Origin of the sequence: Halorhabdus rudnickae (assembly GCF_900880625.1) — an archaeon.
Classification (GTDB): Archaea; Halobacteriota; Halobacteria; order Halobacteriales; family Haloarculaceae; genus Halorhabdus; species Halorhabdus rudnickae.
The window spans coordinates 225,921-245,545 of record NZ_CAAHFB010000006.1 but is presented as its reverse complement, the minus strand read 5'-3'; the positions used below and the strand labels follow the sequence as shown (position 1 = coordinate 245,545).

Here is a 19,625-nt window from a genome sequence, read left to right as displayed (position 1 = left end):
TGCCGGTTTTCAGCCCGTTACCTGCCATTCTGATCATTTTCCGGTCGTCTTCTGCGAGAACGAGACGGACGATTGGCAGCGCGTCGTCACGCGGCCTGCAATGCGTCAAGGGCAGTCCACGTCTTCGAGAGGGAACGTTACCCCTCGGCTGTGTATTCGCGAACGTGGCCGAATGGGTCGTAGGGTTTGCCGCCACCCTCGTAGAACTTGCCGAAGAACTCGACGTATTCCAAACGGATCGCTTGCAGGCCGGCGGATGTGACCCCGAGCACTAGCACGAGCAGGTGTCCCAGCAGGAGGATCACGATCCCGGCGAGCCACCCGAGCGCCAGTACCACCGGCTCGCTCCCGTTGACCACGCCGGCAAAAATGACGCTCTCGCTGTGTTCGGGGAAGCCATTGAAGAAGATGAGGTGGAACTCACCGTCGTGGGCGTAGGCGCCAAACACCAGCAGGTTCACCGCCAGGGCCATGCCGGCCTTCGCCAGCAGGACTGCGGCCAGCCGGCTGTACGAGAGGACGTGACCGAACGCCTGCGTGATACTCTCGACCAGCGCGATAGCACCTTCGGCATAGATTGCCAACACGAGACCAACGGCTGCCAGGGCAAGTCCAACCGTCCCAACTGTTGGCGAAAAGCCCGTAAACCCGAGTGGGATCGCGGCGCCCTCGCCGGAGCTGAAGACGGTGTACATGAACTCGGGCTTGGGCCCACGGGCCTGCGTGCTGAACACCCACAGCCACAGTCCGACGGTCAGCATGATCCACGAACCGCTCTCGACGAACGCCTCGCCGATCCCGTGATCGAGGTTGTTTGCGAAATCCATGGCTCGTCCCCAGACCAGATGCGCCGTCCCGGCGACGACGCTACCCAGTAGCCACGCCTGGGCGAACGTGAGGTAGTGCGGCTGCAGTCCCTTGTGAATCGGCGGATGGCCGTTCCAGACGATCTCGCCGAGCTGGTGGAGTCCGAAGAACTCCCCGTAGAGGACGCCGAAGACGGCAGTGAAACCGCCGGCCCACATGCCGACGCCGCCGAGACTCCGGAAAATATCGCTCTCCATCCGGGTGTACATCACGTACCCAATGAGGAAGTACAGGGTTCCGTAGCCCAGATCCCCGATCATGAACCCGAAGAACAGCGGGAACGTCAGGAACAGCGCGACCGTCGGGTCCAGTTCCGTGTACTTCGGGAGGTTGATGACTTTGACCAGCGATTCGAAAGGACGAGACGGCCCGGGGTTCTCCTGAACCACGGGCGGCATCCCCGTACTCATCGGCAGGATCCCGCTCGTGCCCCCGTCGGTGGCCACCTCGCCAGCCCCCTCGTTCGCGTCGCCGGTCGCCTCCGCGACCGATTCACGCTCGGTCGGGTACCCGTCCCCGTCGTAGTCGGCTCGTTCGAGTTCGTCGACCTCGACGTGGTCGTCGACGGCGCTTCGGAGGCCGTCCTCGAATGTATCGACCTCGTCGGTCGGAATCCACCCTTCGGCGACGAACGCGTTCTCACTCGTCGCAAACGACAGCGGGGCCTCTCGCTTTTGAACCTCGATGGTGAGTTTCTCCTCGGCCGCCAGCAGGAACCCGGCGACGTCGAGTTTCACCTCTTCGAGTTCGTCCTCGACTGTCGTGAGCTGGGACTGGAGCCGCTGGCGGCGGTGTCGGAGTTCTTCGAGGTACGTCTCGGGGTCGCCCTCGCCGTCGGGCAACTCGACGGCCGCGAACTCCACCCCGACCATGGCGTCGTCGAGCGCCTGGTCGTCGGCGGGATGGGCGAAGGCAGCCAGCGCGGCCCCCTCGGCGAACACCTCGAAGTTTTCGATCCCGTCGGCGTCGGCGAGTGTGTCCCGTATCGCGTCCGCGTCTCCCTCCCCGACGGCCACCGACAGGGAGTCATAGCCCGACAGCAGGTCGAGGTCGATTCCGAGCCGGACGAAAAATTCCATGCGCTCGATCCCGTCCTCGACCTCCTGAAGCTCTTGTTGCAGTTCGTCGCGTCGGTCGTCGAGTTCGTTGACGTCCTGACGAATCTCCTCGAGTTCGTCCTCTAGGGCGTCGTCAGTCACCAGTCGCGTTGGACCGGCGTCTTCGGGTTCGACCCCAAGCGTAGACTCCAGGGCCCGTACAGTCACTAGTTTGTCCGACGCTTCGTCGGCCCCTTCCGTCGGGTCGCCTGGATCAAACCCATCGAAAGTGCCATCGTACTCGGTGATGTGAAACAGGTCCATATCGTGGACGGTCTCGATCACGTCGGCCATGACGGCCTTCGAGCCGGTCACCGAGACCCGGCTCATCCGCTCAGGTCTGAGCATGTACCGCCTCCTCGAAGGCATCGACGACGTATTCGACTACCTCGTCGACGCGTTCCTCGGCCTGCGATTCTAGGCGATCGCGCGTCTCGCGGCCTTCAGCCAGGATCTCCTCTCGTTCAGATTTGATCTCCTCGCGAGCCGCTTCGAGACGCTCCTGTGCCGTCTCCTCGGCTTCCTCGTGTGCCCGCTCGCGGATCGTTTCGGCCTCTTCACGGGCCTCCTTGAGGCGCCGGTCGCGTTCCTCCTCGGCGTCAGCGACGATCTCCGCCGCCTCCCGCTCGGCCTCCTTGACACGGTCGAGAACCTCGGGCCTGGGCATCTATCACACGTCGGTTGTCAGAGCGCCTATTTGGGCGTTGCGAAGTGTTCGTGCCCTCGAACCCTCTGCTCCGGCAACCGTTGCCCGATCCGGCCGAACTCTCAACACGAGTCAGGAGATATCCAACCGATCCATGGAATTATGCCCCCGAAGGCCCAACGAGGCCACGATGGGTGTTCTGGAAGACAAGTCGCGTGCGCGGCTGTTCTACAAGTACCTCTCGACAGTCTACGACCGAATCAATCCGTTCATCTGGAACGAGGAGATGCGTGGCCAAGCCCTGGAGTTGCTCGATATCGAGGAAAGCGATCGGGTACTCGACGTCGGCTGTGGGACCGGCTTCGGGACCGAGGGAATCCTCGAACACACTGAGAACGTCTACGGCCTCGATCAAAGCCCTCACCAGCTCGAACAGGCTTTCGAGAAGTTCGGCACTCGTGGCCCGGTACAGTTCTGTCTGGGTGACGCCGAACGTCTCCCCTTCGAGGACGACGCGTTCGACGTCGTCTGGTCGTCGGGATCGATCGAATACTGGCCCAACCCCGTCGCGGCTCTAGAGGAGTGTCGCCGCGTCGCTCGTCCGGGCGGGCAGGTGCTCGTCGTCGGTCCGAACTATCCCTCCTCGACCATCTTCCAGAAACTCGCTGACGCGATCATGCTGTTCTACGACGCCGAGGAGGCCGACCGGATGTTCGAGGCTGCGGGCTTCGAATCGATCGAACACGTCACGATGGGGCCGTCGTACAACCCCGAGGTCGCCATCACGACCGTCGCCACCGTCCCGCGCTGATCTCGGCTTCTGATCGCTCATTCTGCTGTCGTCTCGACGGTGACGAGTCCGTCCTTGCCCTCCAGTAGGGTGATCTCGACGCGGTCGTCGGCACGCAGGGCCGGTGCGTTCGTACTCGCGAGCTGAATCGAGCCGGTTTCGCCGGCTGTCCACTCGCTGCCCGTCGCCGCGTTGAACGGACCGGTCGGGCCGCTACGGAACCCCTTCGCGGCGAAAAAGGGAACGGGCGGCTGGTACTCGAGCGCCGTACCATCGATCGTCACCCGGAGTTCGAGCGTTTTCGGATCTATCGCGTCACCGCCCTCGTGCGTGAGCGTGATGCGGTCGGCCGTCGCGTCGGCACTGGCACTCACCCGGAGCGTTGTCGGTTCCGAACGGATGTCGGAGCCGAGCATGACGGTCCCCATACTGGCCACGAGAAGGACCGTCAGTACGACGAGCAGACACGTGCCGAGGACGGGCGAGATCCCACGTCGATCCATTGCCGGTCGTGGCGACGCTCCCCTACTTCAACTACCGGCGTCTCGGAGGCACCCCATCGCGAGCCCGTCCGGCCCTTCGAGACCAGCGCGACCGAGAGGCTTCCGACGTTGCTCGAATTCCCGGCTAGTCGATACGACACGCGAAGGCTGACCGATCAGCCGGACGCCGTGACCGAGACGTTCTCCGCACCGGCACTCGCAGTGATCGTCGTCGAGTCCGCTACCGGGAGCATCCACAGGCGGCCGTTAGCCCCGGTCGTCCCGATCGTCTCGTTGCCGACGGTGACGGTCGCCGAGACCGGATCGTCGGTGTCCACGTCGACGATGTCGACGGCTACCAGTCCCCGTTTGGTCGTCTCGGTGAGTTCGATCGATAGCGATCCGTTTCGCTCGCTCGCTACCGTTGTGGTCGGGAGCGACGACAGGCTGAGACGCTGGACCTCGAAGAAGACATCCGTCGTCCGTCCGTCGAAGTACGTCTCGAGTTCACCGTGGGCGTGATTCAGACGAACCGGGTAGATCGGCGAGTCGCCGAATCCGCTGATACTCGGATTTGATACGAGATTCTGGAACGCCCATGGATAAACGGACTGTGCCCGCTCGTGAACGGCGACCAGCGTTCCGTCGGTCCCGAATTCATTGCCGCCCATCTCGGCTCTGGCACTCCAGTCGGTCGCCTCCCGGAGGTAGGTCTCGCCGTCGACCGTCCCCATGACGATCCCGTCCGCACTGGTTTGCAGGGAGAACCGCCCCGGGGCACGGTCAGCACGGGTCGTCTGTACGACGCGTTCGATCAGCGGCCCGTCGAGGGAGACCACTTCCGCCTCGACACTGGAGAGGCGGGCGGCGACGTCAGGCGGCATCGAGAATTCGCTGCGATCCACTGTCGCCTCGATGGCCGTCACCCGCTCCCGGATGCCGCTAGCCGATGCGCTGATTCGTGCGAGTTTCCGGAACAGTTCCGTGGTACTGTACTCACCCTGGGTGTACGCCCGGATCGCCTCACTCCGGCGCTCGCGTAACTCCCGACTCTCGATTTCGACTGCATCGAGCGTTCGCTGGACGGTCTCGATCCGACTCGATCGATTGGGGCTCGCTTGGAAGGCTCGCTCGAAACCACCAGCGTCGATTGACATCAGGAGTCGCTCACGGTCGGTCGCGAGCGTACTCGAGAGGTCACCGTCGACCAGTGTTTGCTGTTCGGTGGAGACGTTCCCGTCGGGCAGATCGAGTTGACTGACGGTTCCATTTCGCGGTTCGACTGAGAGGGCAGCCGTCGAGGGCCCGCCGGTCGCGACTGTGCCGGCGGTGACCGAGCCGAGGACCAGGAGGGCGACGAGGGCGGCCACGCGACGTTGCATCTGCTGGCAGTTAGACAGGGTTGGTAAAAAACCCAGCGACAAGTCGATAGTCCGACACGAGTGCCCTTCCCGCCGCGGTCAGATCGCTGCCCCGTCAGTGACTCGTCTCGGTATCGTCGCTCGCGTCGTCGACCGCGGCGTCCGGCAGCGAGGCAGGCCGGCCGTTCGCGGAAACAGTTCGGTGTGTACACTCGTCTATCGGTCCCTCCTCGAACCTCGGAGTTGACAACTTCTGTGGATGGAAAGGGTTTTTCATCCTGCCCGTGGACATTTCCACGACATGCCCCCGCTGTCGCGCGTCGCCGCCCTGGCGCTCGGCGCTGCCCTCCTCGTCCTCCTCAGCGCCGGACTCGTGGTCGGCGGTGCCTCTCCCCAGCAGATGACGGGTGACGCACCGACGACCAGCCCTCAGCAGGTCTCCGGAGAAGAACCGACGACTAACACCACGATAGCCATCGCACTTGAGGCCACCGGTGACGCACGGTGGACGGTTTCGATGACTGTTCCCCTTGACGACGAGACGGATGTCGAAGCGTTCCGATCAACGGGTGACACCTTCGAGGCCGGCGAGAGCGATGCCCTCTCGATCGAGACGTTCCGACGGTTCGCCGACCTCGCCAGCCAGGCCACCGGGCGCGAGATGACGCTCCGGGACGTCACGCGTAACGCGACCGTCAGCAACGAGACGGGCCGTCTCGAACTCGGGTTCACGTGGGGGAATTTCTCCTCTCGTGATGGATCATCCCTGGCGGTCGGCGACGCGTTCGCCTCGCCCAGTGGGACCTGGCTGGACGGATTGACGGCGACTCAGCGCCTGGTGATCCAGTCGCCTCCGTCTTCCGAGATCACGAGCGCGCCCAAGGAGTTCTCGAACCGGACGATCTTCTGGACCGGGCCGACGTCGCTGGATCCGTCCGCTCTCTCGATCACGTACCGACTCGAGACGACGCCGTCGGGATCCGGCGGTGGGTTCTCTTTGCAGGCGATGGCGCTCGTGGTGATGGCCGTCGGGGCTGTCGTCGGTATATACCTGTTCCGACAGCGGTCGCCGACCGACGTCGACGATGCGCGTTCGGCGTCCGTGCCCGACTCGTCCGATGAAATCGACGACACCGGATCCGAGCCGGACCGTCCGGAGGCCGGAAACGAGTCCGTTGGCGCGGATGCCGTTCCGGCAGGCGGGGCGGTCTCCGAAACCGACGACGACTCGCCGGCAATCGATCGGGAACTCCTGAGCGACGAGGAATACGTCGAGGCGTTGATCGAGCACAACGGCGGGCGGATGAAACAGGCCGCTATCGTCGAGGAGACCGGCTGGTCGAACGCGAAGGTCTCTCAGTTGCTCTCGTCGATGGCCGATGACGGACACATAGAGAAACTCCGGATCGGTCGAGAAAACCTGATCTCCTTCCCGGACGAGGACGACCAGGAACTCTGAGCGGGATCGGCGTCCCCACGAACGTCGAATCGGTATTCGGGTCCCGGTGACCCCTTCGTCACGTACTTGTCCGTCCGGGCCCCTAGAACGCACGATGGATTACCTGGAGCGACGGCGGGATCTCGTCGAGGAGCGACTCGAGGATCTCCTCTCGTCGGTCGAACCCGGGGAACTCGAACGCGAACTCGAGGATGTTGTCCTTGCCGGGGGCAAACGAGTGCGACCGACGGTGACGCTGCTCGTCTGTGAAGCGGCCGGTGGTGATCCGGAGGACGCTGTCGACTTCGCAGTCGGGGTCGAACTCGTACACAACGCCTCGCTGGTCGTCGACGACATCATCGACGAGTCGGAACTCCGCCGCGGGTCGCCCAGCGCGTGGTCGGCGTTCGGTCACGGACCGGCGATCGTCGCCAGCGACGGGCTGCTCGGGGAGGCGTTCGCCCTGTTTTCGAGTGACGAACGGGCGATGCGGGCCGTCTCGGAAGCGATGGTCGATCTCGGCGAGGGTGAGGCGACGGAACTGGTCGCTAGCCCCGAAAACGAGAGGGAGTATCGCGGGCTCGCCCGTCGCAAGACCGGTGCGCTGTTCCGGGCGGCGGCGGAACTCGGCGCGATCGCGGCCGACGCCGACGCCCACATTATCGAAGCCTACGGGGAATACGCCGAGCGTGTCGGGATCGCCTTCCAGATGCGCGACGACGTGCTCGATGCAACGAGCGACGCCGAACAACTCGGCAAGCCCGCGGGGCACGATCGCCAGATGGAACGCCCTTCGATCGTCCAGGTCACCGACCTCTCGCCGGCGGAGGCCGACGAGCGGGCCCACGAGGAGTCCGAGCGGGCACTCGATCGACTCCGAGCCCTTTCCGCCGAGAACGATCGGGCACGGGAATACCTCCAGGACCTCGCGAAGTTCGTCGTCGCGCGCGAGCGCTAACTTGCCCTGTCGGGGCCGTCGAGCCCGGTGTTACCGGGCTCCTCGTGGTGTTCGAAGATACCGGGATACTGTTATGCTCGGGGCTCCCGGACGGTCGCGATCGCTCTCGACCGATCACGACAGCTTGCCGCCGAGAACTTTCGCCGCCGTGAGCACGGGGTCCCACGTCGGCCCGAACGGCGGGGCATACGAGAGATCTAGATACGCCAGGTCAGTGACGCTCATATCCCCCTGGATGGCAGCTGCGACCGTGTCGATCCGCTTTGCGACACCCTCTTTACCGACCATGCTCGCGCCGAGGACGGCCCCCGAGTCGGCGTCCCCGACGAGCGTGATCTCGACTTCCGAGCCGCCCGGATAGTAGTGGGCCCGCGAGGCCGCAGTGATCGACACCGAGACGGGATCGAACCCGGCCTCGCGTAGTCGTTCGTCTTCGAGTAGCCCGGTCCGGGCGACTTCGAGATCGAAGGCCTTCAGGACGGCCGTGCCGGCGATCTCGCCGACCGGTGTGGGCTCGCCCGCGACCGTGGCGCCGACGGCGCGTCCGGCACGGTTGGCTGTCAACGCGAGCGGAACGTGGGCCGGATCGCCGGTGACCGCGTGGATTATCTCCGCGCAGTCACCCGCGGCGTAGACGCTCTCGACGTTCGTCCGCCCGTACTGGTCGGTGGCAAGCGCTCCCGTCGGGCCGACGTCGATCCCGGCCGACTCGGCGAGTTCGACCCGCGGCTGGACGCCGGCCGCCACGAGGACGGCGTCGACCGGGAACTTGCCGTCCGGCGTGATCACGGTCCTGACGCGATCGTCACCGGCGACGCGGTCGACCCGGGTATCGGTGTGGACGGCGACGTCGTTGTCTCGGAGTTCGCTTTCGACCGTCTTGGCGACCTCCGATCCGAACGGCTCCAAAACGTGTGAACGCATCTCGAACAGTTCCACGTCGAGGTTCTGGCCCCGGAAAGCCTCTGCCAGTTCGATACCGATGTAGCCACCGCCGATGATCCCGACGGTATCCCCCGCTTGGGCGTCGACGTACTCTTTTAACTCCCGTCCCGCCTCCATCGTCTGGAGCGTAAACACACCGTCACGGTCTAGGCCGTCGATCGGCGGGGCGATGGCGCGTGCACCCGTGGCGACCAACAGTTCGTCGTAGGATTGGGTGTATGTCCGCTCGTCCGTTTCGACGGTCACCGTCTGGTCTTCGGGGTCGATCGCGGCCGCTTCGTGGCCTGTCCGGAGGTCGATGTCACGTTCCTCCTGAAAGCGCTCGGCCGGGATCGCGACGAGGTCCTCAAGGTCGTCGATCTCGCCCTTGACGTAGTAAGGGAGTCCACAGGCCCCGTAGGAGACCCATTCACCGCGTTCCAGCACGACGACTTCCCGATCGGGATCGTCCCGTTTGGCCTTGCTCGCCGCACTCATTCCGGCGGCGTCGCCACCGACGATCAGAAACGTCTCTGTCATGGGGGAGACTTCGTCGCTGCATTGCTAAAGTATTGTGGGGATATAACAATCTCAATCGCCGAGTCAGCGACCGCACTCCGGCCGGTGATGGTCGCCAGAGAAATACGGGTAGCGTATTCAATAGGCGGTTATGTCGCTACATCTCGATCCACGAAAAATTCCGTTGAAAACCGGACGGGCTACAGCGAAATTGCGTCGACGGGGCACTGCTGTTCGGCCTGTTCGGCTTCCGGCGTCACTTCATCGCTGATGGCGACGGCCGTGCCGCCGTCCATCTCGAACGTTTCCGGCGCGACGCTCGCGCAGATCTCACAGCCCGTACAGAGGTTTTGGTCTACTTCTACCATCGTTTTACTTCCGTTTCCACATTCATCGCCCGCCAGTTTAGTTTGAGCGGGCGTTCCCACACGCTGGAAACGGGAGTGAACATCCGGGAAGAATATCTGACGAACAGATTTCCGGACGGGTCTCGACTGATCGACTCCAGAAGAGCCAAGACAGGTCTGTGATTGTACCAATAGTCTGCCTCTTCACGGGAAGTAGTACCACGCGAATCAAATGACTAATTTATAATATGTCCAAAGAACTAGAAATAAGGGCCAGTTTCTTCGTGGGTGGAGTTCACAACCGGTAATGTGTGTAGCAATACGAGTTACGTGACGACCTTTTAGACACGACGAACCGCGGTGACCCGGCTGAGTCGGGGCTGTGTACACTCTGTATCCCGGACTGATCCATTTTGACCCGATCGACACATCAAAGAGGATTGGTGTGCTACCTCTCCGCATGGACGCGATTGTCCTCGCTGGTGGGTTCGCGACGCGCCTGTGGCCAATCACGCGGAATCGGCCGAAAATGTTCCTGCCGATCGGCGACACGACCGTGATTGACCGGATCTTTCGCGAACTCGAGGATGACGACAGGGTCGAGAACGTCCACGTCTCGACGAACCAGGAGTTCGCCGGGGAGTTCCGCAGCCATCTCGCGGACTCGCCCTTCGAGAAGCCGACTGTGTCGGTCGAGGAAACCCGCGCGGAGGACGAGAAGTTCGGCGTCGTTGGTGCGCTTGGCGAACTCGTCGAGCGGGAGGGCATCGACAGTGACACGCTGGTGATCGCCGGGGACAATCTGATCAGCTTCGACATCTCGGCGTTCATCGACGCCTTCGAGACCAACGACGGACCGACACTGGCCGCCTATGACGTCGGCGATCTGGAGAGTGCCACGCAGTACGGTGTAATCGACGTCGAAGACGATCGAGTCATTGAGTTCCAGGAGAAGCCCGACGAGCCGCCGAGCACGCTCGTCTCGATCGCGTGTTATGCGTTCCCCGCGGAGACGGTCGGCCTCTTCGAGACGTACCTTTCGGGAGAGAACAACCCGGACGAACCCGGCTGGTTCATCCAGTGGCTTATCGATCGCGAGCCGGTGTACGCCTTCCCCTTCGAGGGTGCCTGGTTCGACATCGGCACGCCCGACGGATACCTCGATGCCGTCTCGTGGTACCTCGACGGCGGGACACTCGTTCATCCCGAGGCAACGGTCGAGGAGTCGGACCTCGGCGAAAACGTCCACGTCATGGAGGGCGCGACAGTCGTCGATTCGAAACTCGAACGGTCGGTCGTCTTCCCGGACGCGAGACTGGAGAGTTGTCGGATCTTTTCCTCGCTCGTCGACGAGGAGACCGAACTAGAGGATGTCAGCATCTCGAACGCCCAGATCGGGGCCCACACCTCGCTCACACAGACGCCACCGGACCCGTGGGTGTGGGATCAGTACCGCGACTCCGAGTAGGCGACCAGTCGTCTTCGAGGTGGTGTCGACGTCGTTTCCGAGGTGGTATCGACGTCGTTTCCGAGGTGGTATCGACGTCGTTTCCCGGAGCGAACAGTCAAGTACGATCCGCCGCAATCACCGACAACGCATGGTTCCGAAGGTGCTGATGCTCGGCTGGGGGTTTCCGCCGAACGTGAGCGGCGGCCTCGATACGGCCGTCGGCGAGTTGTTCGAACAGTTCGACGCTCGGGCGGACGTTGAGATCGAACTGGTATTGCCCGCCGAGTACGCGCCGGATCGCGAGGGGATCCACGGCGTTCCGACCGGCGAGGGGAGTGTCGCCGACCGGATCGATCGGCTATCCGGGGAGTTCGTCGAGTACGCCGCCGACGCCGACATCGTCCACTCCCACGACTGGTTCGGCTACGGGCCCGGTTCGCAGGCCCAGGCCGCCCACGATCTCGAGTGGGTAACGACGTTTCACTCGCTGACGAGTGACCGCAATCGGTACCCGCCGGATCGAGAGATCCGGACCGAACAGCAGGTTGTCGACCAGACAGATCACCTGATTGCGGTAAGCGAGGTCACTCGTCGGGCCGTCCGCGAGCACTACGATGGCGACGCGCAAGTGATCTACAACGGGTTTTCCTCGGTGCAGACGACGGGACGGGACGTCGCCGCGGAACTGGGTATCGGCGGCGAGATGCTGTTTTTTGTCGGTCGACACACCCACCAGAAGGGGATCGACCACCTCGTCTATGCCATGGATCGCCTCGATCGCGAGGAAGTGACGCTCGTGGTCGGCGGGACTGGCCATCTGACCGGGCGGCTGAAGCGCTTCGTCGAGATACTGGGCGTCGAAGACATGGTCGAGTTCGTCGGCTACGTCCCGGAGTCGGAACTGGGTGACTATTACGAAAGCGCCGACGTGTTCGTCTCGCCGTCGCTGGCCGAACCCTTTGGCATCACGATCGTCGAGTCACTGTCCGCCGGCACGCGGGTCGTCGCCTGCGAATCCGGCGCGGCCGAGGTCCTGCCGGAGGGCTGTATCGTCGAAGTCGAACCGAACTCCCGTTCGATCGCGACCGGGATCGGACGTGCGCTCGACGCCGGCCCACTCCCCGACTACGAGCATCGATCTTGGGAGACAGTCGCCGACGAACACGTCGAGTTCTATCGAGAGATTCTCGACGGGTGAAGCCAACTCCTGTCGGGAGCTACTCGACGGGGACGGTCGATTTGTGCCGTCGCCTGCTGACGAACAGGAGCGGCTTCTGCTCGAAACATCCCCGGGGTCTGACTCAACGCAGGAATCGGACGTCACTCGCCGGTTCGGGGTGGACGATCCGGAAACCGTCTTCGGTCGGGACGACGCCGAAGGTGGTCTCCGGCGTGTGGCCCGACTCGTAGGGGCTGTCGCTCGGAACACCTTCGTAGGGACTGTCTCCCTGATTCCCCTCGTAGGGGCTGTCGCTGGGAACTCCTTCGTAGGGGCTGTCGCTCGGTATCCCTTCGTAGGGGCTGTCGCCCGGTATCCCTTCGTAGGGACTGTCGTCCTGAAGGCCCTCGTAGGGACTGTCGCTGGGGACTCCCTCGTAAGGACTGTCCTCTCGTTCGTCCGATCGCGAATCAGTGTCACTCACCGCTTTCTCGGGCGGCAGGTAGACGCGCTCGCCCGACGCCGAGTTGACGACGACCGCGACGTCTGTTGTGCCGTCGACGACGATCACCGTTCGATCGTCGATGATCTCTGCCCTGACGCTGACGTCCGTCTCGGTCTCGCTCCCAGGAACACCCGACGTCATGTGTTCACATCTGGCGAGTCGGGACTTAAGCGTTCTGACGGCTGAGCCCCGTCGCATCGTCTGTCACTCCTGGCTCCAGGGGGGCTTGGCACCGCGGTATTCGCCATCGTCTTCGAGTGGTTCCGTCTCGCTTTCGGTGTCGCCCATGTTCGAGTCTGTATTTGCCTCGGACTTGTCGTCCGGGATAAGATCACCCGTCCGGATGTCCTCAAGCAACGACGCCATACTCACGTGGTAGTAGACCGTCCAGGCGAATCCGAGGCCGATTGCGACCGGGAGCATGACCATCGTGTCTTCGATACCGATCGTGATCGCCACGTACGCGCCCGACATCACAGTCGCAGTGTTGTAGACGAACATTGCAATATCGGCACGTCCGATGTCCATGCACGACCAGGGGGCCCACGCTCAAAGGAACTATTGGTACTCATCCCATCCGAACTCAAACACCTCGGAGACGCCGGGGACAAATCAGTGCTCGTGACCGATCGGTTCGCCCGGATACTCCTTCTCGCCGGCCTCGACGGCCACGTTCAGCCAGTTCTCTGTCGGGATCAGCGGGCACTCGTAGGCTCCATTGTACGCACACGTCGGGTTGTACGCCAGGTTGAGATCGAGAATCCACGTTCCGTCGTCCGTCCGGTGGTGGTCGGGTTCTAGATCGACGTATCGACCGGCCCCGTAGGTCTCTTCGCCGTTGGTCTCGTCCCGGAACGGAACCCAGAACCGATCCTCACCCGATGCCGGCTTGTAGGCCTGCAGGGTCACATTCTCACCGTCGATCTCGAAGGTGAACTCGCCCCGGCGGATGTACTCCTGGGACCCCTCGGCGGTCGTCTCGACCGTGATCCGTTCTTTCTCGTCGTATTCGGACAGCGGGAGTTCGTACCGGTAGGCGGGATCGACCTCGTAGTAGTCCAACCCCGCGAAGTCGGCGTGCCCGGGGATCGGCGACTGCGGATGTTCGGCGAAGTACGTCTCCTTCTCTTCGCGCTGCTCTCGAATCTGTTCGACGTATTTTTCGTCAGTCATCGTCGACCGTAGGGTGTCCGGACACATAACAGTATTGCGTGAGATGGGCAAAACCGAATGGGGGTGTGGACCGATCCGATCGGCCGCTCAGCTCTGCAGGCGGCCCAGTAGCCGACCAAGCCGGCCGGAACTGCCCGTGATGAGTCGGTCAGAGTTGAAGACGCGTATCGCCAGCCAGATCATCCCTGCGGCGAAGATCGCCTCGTAGACGATCCCGCCAAAGACCATCGTGGTGTCATCGAGCAGGAGTCGTTTGGGCGCAATCGCGGGGTGCGTAAAGGGGATTGCAAGCAGAATCACCCGGATCGGCAGGGACAACTGGGCGACGTCGGTGAACATCGTCGCGAACATCGGGACGACTGCCAGAATAGAGATCGGGAACAGCAACATCTGGGCACCCTGGCGATCGCTGGCGAAAATGCCGAGGATGAGTGCCAGCGCGAGGACACCGACCAGCGAGAGGAACAGCGAGACGCCGACGATAGCGTAATCGACGAGTCCCAGACTCAACGCTGCACTCGCCGCGCCGTTGGTGAACGACGACTGGTAATAGTAGATCGAGACGGTGTACAGTGCCGCGCCGAGCAGTCCGATCGAGGCACTGCCGATCAGTTTGGCAGCGACGATCGTCGACCGCCGGACGGGCATCGTCAGCAAGGTTTCGAGGGTCTTGTTCTCTTTTTCGGCGCCCATCGAGTTGATGACCATCTGTCCGGAGAAGATGATGACGAACATGATCACCACGGGAATGAAGATGAACTGCGTGGCGAACGATCCCGAGAGGGCACCGGGCGAGGTCTCGACAGTCCGCTCTTCGAGGTAGGTAGTGTATTCCGGCCGGATCGGTTCGAGCATCGCCGGCGTCGTCCCTGTGACGTTCAGCGTGAGGACGGTGCCCGCCCGCTGGATCCGGCTATCGATCTGTGCCGAGGAGGTGATCCCCGAGAGGCTGAGCGAGCGCACGACCGAGTGGACGCCGACGCTGCCGGCCGTCCGATCGCGGATGCGTTCGGTGAAGCCGTCGGGGATGACGATCAGGGCCTCTCCCCCGCGGTCGGAAACCGTCTCGACGGCACTCGCGGGGTCGCCGGACTCGGCGTAGTAGACGACCGACGCGTTCCGTGTGAGGGTATTGTTGACCAACTCGCCGTACTCGCCGTCGTCCTGGTTGATGATCCCGATCGTCGGTTGGCCGTCGGTCGCGTCGTCGATACCGCCCATCCCCTGTCCCAGTGCGAGGAAGATGATCGGGATCATCAGGATCGGCAGGAGATACCGCGGGCGGAGTAACTCGCGGGTCTCCTTCCAGACCAGTCGCCAGAAGTGATTCATGCGACCGCCTCCAGAAATGCCTCTTCGAGGTTCTCGACGCCGTACCGCTCGACCAGTTCGCCGGGCGCCCCCTCGGCGACGATCTCCCCCTCGTTGAGCAACCCGATCCGGTCGCAGAGATACTCGACTTCGAGCATGTTGTGGCTGGACAGCAACACGCCCCGGTCAGTCCCGGGGAACTCCTTGACGATCTCCCGGATCGCTCGGGCGTTCTCGACGTCCAGTCCGGAGGTCGGCTCGTCTAAAATCGCCAGATCGGGTTCGGTCATGATCGTACTCGCAAGCAGGAGCTTCCGGGTCATCCCCTTGGAGTACTCGCTGGTCTTGCTGTCGATGCGCTCGTCCAGATCGGCGATCTCGATCCCGCGTTCGACGAGTGCGTCGGGATCGTCGCCGTAGAAGTCTGCGATGAACGCCAGGTACTGCCGGCCGGTGAGATTGTCGTACGCACCGGCGTCTTCGGGGAGATAGCGGATGCGTTTGCGCACCGCGTTGGGCTCGCTCTCGACGTCGGCACCGAAGACACTCACGTCGCCACTACCGACGGTCAACAGTGTCGACAGCGTCCGGAGGGTCGTGGTCTTGCCCGCGCCGTTCGGGCCGACGAGTCCGTATATCTCTCCCGGCTCGACCGTGAACGACACGCCGCGGAGGGCCTGTACGTCACCGTATCCCTTTCTCAGGTCGGCGACCTGCACCACTGGTCCACCCATGTTTCAGCGGGACGTTCGGGTCGGACCTAGTCATTGTTTTGGTCCGACTCCACGGTAGTGTTCAGATAAGCTGGTTCCATGCAAATGCGAAAGATCTGAGCCAGTCGTCAGCTGTTTCCGCAGCGGCGTGACTGAAACAGTTTGAAAACGAAGATGTTCTACGTTTTACCTCACGAAAGACACGTTCGACGCTGTTCCGATTTCCAGCGCGTTCGTATCTGAAATCGAGGCCGTGTCGGTTGCAAGCGTCTTTCAAGGAGTGCGACCCATCGATGAGAAACATCGCGTCGTCAAGATCGTGTTTCTCGCGGAGTTCGCGAAAGAACGCGTGAGCAAGAGCTGAATTTGTAGTTGGTTCAAGCGTTGTATGGAGCAATTCGTTTGTATCGGGATCGACGGCAGCGTACAGCCAGTATCGCTCGTTGTCGAGTCGGATCACGGTTTCGTCAACCGCAACGTGATCCGGGCTCCGTCCAGTTTCGGGCTGTAGATCGGCCTTGTGAACCCAGTTGTGGACGGTTGAACGAGCGCGTTGGACACCGAATACCTCAAGAATTGAAACAGTATTCGAAAGCGATAGTCCAGCAAGATGCAACTGAATACTGAGCTTCATCAAAAATCGCGGTGTCGCTTCTCGCTCCACAAACTCTAAGTCGATCTGGTCGATACTACCGCTGAGGCGTGCGTTTTCGGGCATAGACACTTTGAAAACGCCACGCCTCATCCTTCAATCCTTATCTGAACACTACCGATAATCCAGAGAGCAAACTTAATTTAGCCGATCTTCAACAATCTTCCGGCATAGAACATTTACTGAGACATCGCTCCCAGAAGTCAACTCTTTGGCCTTTTCGGAGGGTCCCTTCGGTAAATGGAATTCGATGAGTTCGCCATCTTTGGAGCTTGAGATTTTTTTCAATCGTTCTCTGACCAACATTTTGATAGCTTCTCTTTCGTGCACACCTCTGTCTTTCATGACCTCATCAAGCTTCTCAGCCTCATCGCCCGAAAAAGTAATCTTCTCGTTGATTGTTTGGACATTTGAATTTAGTTTTTCAATTATTTTTGATATTTCTTCTCCAAATTCAATAGGGGTGTCTGCAACAGAATGTGCTTCTCTCACTAACTCTACTTTTACATTGTTTTTGATAATCTTCTTTGCAATTTTCTCGGCTTGATCGCTACCATCAGTTGCTTCCCTGATCAACCGCATTGAAGTTAAAGAAAGCTCGTCAAGTAGAGACTCCTCCTCCTCCTCCTCCTCCTGATCTGGGTCCGGTTCGAACTCTGTATCTTCCCAATAGTCGCGAGCAGGTTCGAGCCATCTTTCGACTGTTGGCTGAGAGCAACCCATTTGACGAGCTATTTGAGAGATATCGACCCCATCATCTATAAGTTTTTTAATGGTTTTAGCCCGATCACCAGGTGGCACATCCTTTTGATATTCGTCCGCATTTTCTGTAATTGACAAAAGCCTAGCTTCTTTATCATCCAGATCTCGAATATTTGCTCTTATTTCATCGAGACCTACCTGTTGTGCCGCTAACGTTCGTCTTTGTCCGGCTACTACCCGATATTCTCCATCAACTTCACGAACTACAATAGGATTAAGTACTCCATTCTCCCTTATGCTTTTCAGAAAAGCTTCATCTTGTTCTGAATGAAAGCCTGTATTTGATACCCGTTCATTTACTGGATCAATAACCAGTTCATCTGGATCGAATTTTTTGCTACCTAAATCGTTCATACGAAATTAATTCTGCAGCATCCACTCCTCTTCGTCGTCCCATTCAAATGTTTTAAACGAGGTATAATCGTGGTTCTGGCTGTTAGTCATAACGTCTCTCCACCGGTTCATGAGGGCGCTATCTCGTATCATGCCAGTATACTGTTCTTCCGGTTCGAAGAAATTCATAAGACGCTGTTCAAGCCTGTGTGGGGTCCAGTTCCCCCCACTTTGTCGGTCAGACCAAGCCTCTAACTGAGGATCGGATCTTTCCGTCCAGCCCCGGTGTGACCAAATACTATCAAGATCGAGAATCCTAGGCGACCATCCCAGACCTGGCTTCCCATTAGATGTTGTATTGGATTTGGGCATGAAATACCGATTTTCATGGTCATTCTTTACTTTTTGACGGGCATCATTGTCAGGAATGCCAGTTTCTAAAACAGCGTAAAAAGGAGGCTCAACCCAACTAGTTGGGAAGTTGGGATCATCTATAGCATCATCGAGCTTGTCGATCCACATTTGCTTGAACTCTTCATCTTCAAATCTAACTACAATTCTCTGGATAGGAAGATCATAAACAGTCTCAGGTTGATCGAGTAACGGTCGAATATCGGACCAGGGTAGCGGATCTCCTTGTTGCTCTGCACGGTCATATTTGACAGACACACGAACTCCCTCAAGCTTGACCGCCTCCATAACATCTGAAGCAGGAGATTGAGCTACAGAAGAGACATCTGTTTCATCGTTTATCTCCCGGCGTTCTGCATTGAGTTCTTGAATATTATCTGGCTTATCAATCCAGCCCATAGCAACCCTCAGACCATAAGTTGAAGAGTATGCTACGAATTTTCGACTTGCCTGTGGACCCTGCTCATCGATGAAATTTTGGCGAACTATGTTCGCAATGTCAAATGAAGTTGAGCTCATAAGTTATTATTCACTCCAGAAGAGAGTATAACGCGAAGATAATTTAAATTTCGGGTAAGTTAGTAAAACTACACGTATCCATTCGACTTAAGATATTCTTGAATGGCGTTTCGAACTACCTCCTCTTCAGATGTTCCTAGATCCTTCGCAGCGTCTTTCAGTCCGTCAGCTTGATTTCCAGTAAACGTGACCCTTGTGCGGACCCTAATTTCACCCTCACTGTCCGATTTCTGACTATTCATCTCCTTGATGACTTCTTTCAAATCCGTCTCCTCATCACGACGTGCCTGCTTTGTTGCCTCAAGCACATCACGCTGACTAAGGTCAGATTGCGACAGCGTTTTAACAATCTCTTCTCGCTCTTCTTTTGACTCAGTATTTGCGCGAATACTCGCTAACTGTTTGTCATCGACCTCATCGACTGATTCGCGAATTTCGTCTGGAGCTTCATCTGCTCCATTAACATGGACAACAGTGTCTTCCCACTCAGGGTTTGTGCGTTCCAGCCATTCCCGTACGGTGCTAGGATTAACTCCTAATTCCTCAGCAACGTCATTTGCATTCCAATCGTTCACTTCCATCAATCTTTGGACTGCCGCAGCACGGTCTGTCCTCGATACAGATTTTCGGAAAGCGTCAACGTTCTCTGTTACACTTGCCGCGAGAGCGTCCGAATCATCCCAGTCCATAATGATCACTGGAATCGATTCCACACCGACATTCTGTGCGGCAAGTGTTCGTCGTTGACCAACTACGATTTTATAATTTTCACCTTCCAGACGTGCAACAGGGGGCTGGATTACGCCTTGCTCTCGAATGCTTTCTTCCAGTGAATTATCATCTTTATCGGGCCCGATATTTTCCTTCCTTTCGTTTACAGGATCGATCTCTAATTCATTTGGATCAATTTGCTGTACTTCCATAGATTATTCCCCCATCAATTGGAGAGCAATTGTCTGCCACGACATCTCAGCTATTGTCCAATCATCATCTTCAACAGACACTTTAATAATATTCACGTCGCTGGATTCTGCTTCCAATCCATCAGCCTGCTGTTGGAGTTGTGAGATAGCTTCTTCTTTTGTTTGGTGGAGGGTCTTACCTTCGGGGAGTTGGACCATAAAGAACGTATCATCGTTGACATCCATCATTTGTGTTAATTACCCTTCATTGGACCCCATCACGTAGAGAAGGGAAAAGCATTTTGC

Annotated in this window: 21 protein-coding genes; 5 read left to right on the top strand and 16 right to left on the bottom strand. The window is 59.7% G+C overall.

Translation table 11 applies throughout. The features are described from left to right. Positions 1-137: 137 nt before the first annotated feature. Both BN2694_RS16180 and ahaH read right to left on the bottom strand, forming a co-directional pair. A complete protein-coding gene (locus tag BN2694_RS16180; protein ID WP_135667487.1) occupies positions 138-2,312 on the bottom strand; it encodes a V-type ATP synthase subunit I in 2,175 nt (724 codons plus the stop codon). Continuing rightward, positions 2,299-2,631, bottom strand: coding sequence for an ATP synthase archaeal subunit H (ahaH, locus tag BN2694_RS16175; protein WP_135667485.1), 333 nt, complete (start codon positions 2,629-2,631; stop codon positions 2,299-2,301). The genes BN2694_RS16180 and ahaH overlap by 14 nt, the downstream gene beginning before the upstream one ends. Positions 2,632-2,800: 169 nt before the next feature. Here ahaH and BN2694_RS16170 point away from each other — a divergent pair, with 169 nt between their 5' ends. Next, positions 2,801-3,421: a methyltransferase domain-containing protein gene (locus BN2694_RS16170; RefSeq protein ID WP_135667483.1), complete on the top strand. Its 621-nt coding sequence runs from the start codon at positions 2,801-2,803 to the stop codon at positions 3,419-3,421. A gap of 17 nt (positions 3,422-3,438) precedes the next feature. On the opposite strand, the gene BN2694_RS16165 is transcribed toward BN2694_RS16170, so the two are convergent. Continuing rightward, positions 3,439-3,903 (bottom strand): type IV pilin N-terminal domain-containing protein, encoded by a 465-nt coding sequence (locus tag BN2694_RS16165; RefSeq protein ID WP_135667481.1) that lies wholly within the window; start codon positions 3,901-3,903, stop codon positions 3,439-3,441. 155 nt (positions 3,904-4,058) lie between these two features. Further along, positions 4,059-5,264, bottom strand: coding sequence for a DUF7094 domain-containing protein (locus BN2694_RS16160; RefSeq protein WP_135667479.1), 1,206 nt, complete (start codon positions 5,262-5,264; stop codon positions 4,059-4,061). A 280-nt stretch (positions 5,265-5,544) separates the two neighbouring features. Between BN2694_RS16160 and BN2694_RS16155 the strand changes: the two genes are divergently transcribed. Together BN2694_RS16155 and BN2694_RS16150 are read left to right on the top strand one after the other, a co-directional pair. Continuing rightward, a complete protein-coding gene (locus BN2694_RS16155) occupies positions 5,545-6,702 on the top strand; it encodes a helix-turn-helix transcriptional regulator (RefSeq protein ID WP_135667477.1) in 1,158 nt (385 codons plus the stop codon). Positions 6,703-6,796: 94 nt separating this feature from the next. Continuing rightward, entirely contained in the window at positions 6,797-7,639 is an 843-nt protein-coding gene (locus BN2694_RS16150) for a polyprenyl synthetase family protein (RefSeq protein ID WP_135667475.1), read from the top strand. 114 nt (positions 7,640-7,753) lie between these two features. Here BN2694_RS16150 and BN2694_RS16145 read toward each other — a convergent pair whose 3' ends face one another. Both BN2694_RS16145 and BN2694_RS16140 read right to left on the bottom strand, forming a co-directional pair. Next, positions 7,754-9,103, bottom strand: a complete 1,350-nt coding sequence (locus BN2694_RS16145) for an FAD-dependent oxidoreductase (protein WP_135667473.1) — start codon at positions 9,101-9,103, stop codon at positions 7,754-7,756. Between the two features lie 179 nt (positions 9,104-9,282). Next, on the bottom strand, positions 9,283-9,450 hold the full coding sequence (locus tag BN2694_RS16140; RefSeq protein ID WP_135667471.1) for a ferredoxin: 168 nt from the start codon (positions 9,448-9,450) through the stop codon (positions 9,283-9,285). 439 nt (positions 9,451-9,889) lie between these two features. On the opposite strand from BN2694_RS16140, the gene BN2694_RS16135 reads away from it, so the two are divergent. After that, positions 9,890-10,897, top strand: a complete 1,008-nt coding sequence (locus BN2694_RS16135) for a sugar phosphate nucleotidyltransferase (RefSeq protein WP_135667469.1) — start codon at positions 9,890-9,892, stop codon at positions 10,895-10,897. A gap of 130 nt (positions 10,898-11,027) precedes the next feature. Further along, positions 11,028-12,077, top strand: coding sequence for a glycosyltransferase family 4 protein (locus BN2694_RS16130; RefSeq protein ID WP_135667467.1), 1,050 nt, complete (start codon positions 11,028-11,030; stop codon positions 12,075-12,077). 103 nt (positions 12,078-12,180) lie between these two features. On the opposite strand, the gene BN2694_RS16125 is transcribed toward BN2694_RS16130, so the two are convergent. The 10 genes from BN2694_RS16125 to BN2694_RS16080 all read right to left on the bottom strand — a co-directional run bounded on the left by BN2694_RS16125 (position 12,181) and on the right by BN2694_RS16080 (position 19,568). Continuing rightward, a complete protein-coding gene (locus BN2694_RS16125) occupies positions 12,181-12,684 on the bottom strand; it encodes a DUF7510 family protein (protein WP_135667465.1) in 504 nt (167 codons plus the stop codon). 63 nt (positions 12,685-12,747) lie between these two features. Beyond that, on the bottom strand, positions 12,748-13,071 hold the full coding sequence (locus BN2694_RS16120; protein WP_135667463.1) for a hypothetical protein: 324 nt from the start codon (positions 13,069-13,071) through the stop codon (positions 12,748-12,750). A gap of 84 nt (positions 13,072-13,155) precedes the next feature. Continuing rightward, a complete protein-coding gene (locus tag BN2694_RS16115; RefSeq protein WP_135667461.1) occupies positions 13,156-13,716 on the bottom strand; it encodes a DUF1684 domain-containing protein in 561 nt (186 codons plus the stop codon). A gap of 87 nt (positions 13,717-13,803) precedes the next feature. Next, on the bottom strand, positions 13,804-15,048 hold the full coding sequence (locus BN2694_RS16110; protein WP_135667459.1) for an ABC transporter permease: 1,245 nt from the start codon (positions 15,046-15,048) through the stop codon (positions 13,804-13,806). After that, on the bottom strand, positions 15,045-15,761 hold the full coding sequence (locus tag BN2694_RS16105; protein ID WP_135667457.1) for an ABC transporter ATP-binding protein: 717 nt from the start codon (positions 15,759-15,761) through the stop codon (positions 15,045-15,047). The genes BN2694_RS16110 and BN2694_RS16105 overlap by 4 nt, the downstream gene beginning before the upstream one ends. A gap of 61 nt (positions 15,762-15,822) precedes the next feature. After that, positions 15,823-16,458, bottom strand: a complete 636-nt coding sequence (locus tag BN2694_RS16100) for an IS6 family transposase (RefSeq protein WP_135662690.1) — start codon at positions 16,456-16,458, stop codon at positions 15,823-15,825. A gap of 72 nt (positions 16,459-16,530) precedes the next feature. After that, positions 16,531-17,508 carry a ParB/RepB/Spo0J family partition protein gene (locus tag BN2694_RS16095; RefSeq protein ID WP_135667455.1) on the bottom strand — a complete coding sequence of 326 codons (978 nt, stop codon included), beginning with the start codon at positions 17,506-17,508 and terminating at the stop codon, positions 16,531-16,533. 6 nt (positions 17,509-17,514) lie between these two features. After that, on the bottom strand, positions 17,515-18,417 hold the full coding sequence (locus BN2694_RS16090) for a hypothetical protein (RefSeq protein WP_135667453.1): 903 nt from the start codon (positions 18,415-18,417) through the stop codon (positions 17,515-17,517). A 68-nt stretch (positions 18,418-18,485) separates the two neighbouring features. Beyond that, complete coding sequence (locus BN2694_RS16085; RefSeq protein WP_135667451.1) at positions 18,486-19,340, bottom strand: ParB/RepB/Spo0J family partition protein; 855 nt, start codon at positions 19,338-19,340, stop codon at positions 18,486-18,488. A gap of 3 nt (positions 19,341-19,343) precedes the next feature. Further along, positions 19,344-19,568, bottom strand: a complete 225-nt coding sequence (locus tag BN2694_RS16080) for a hypothetical protein (protein ID WP_135667449.1) — start codon at positions 19,566-19,568, stop codon at positions 19,344-19,346. Between the last annotated feature and the right edge of the window lie 57 nt (positions 19,569-19,625).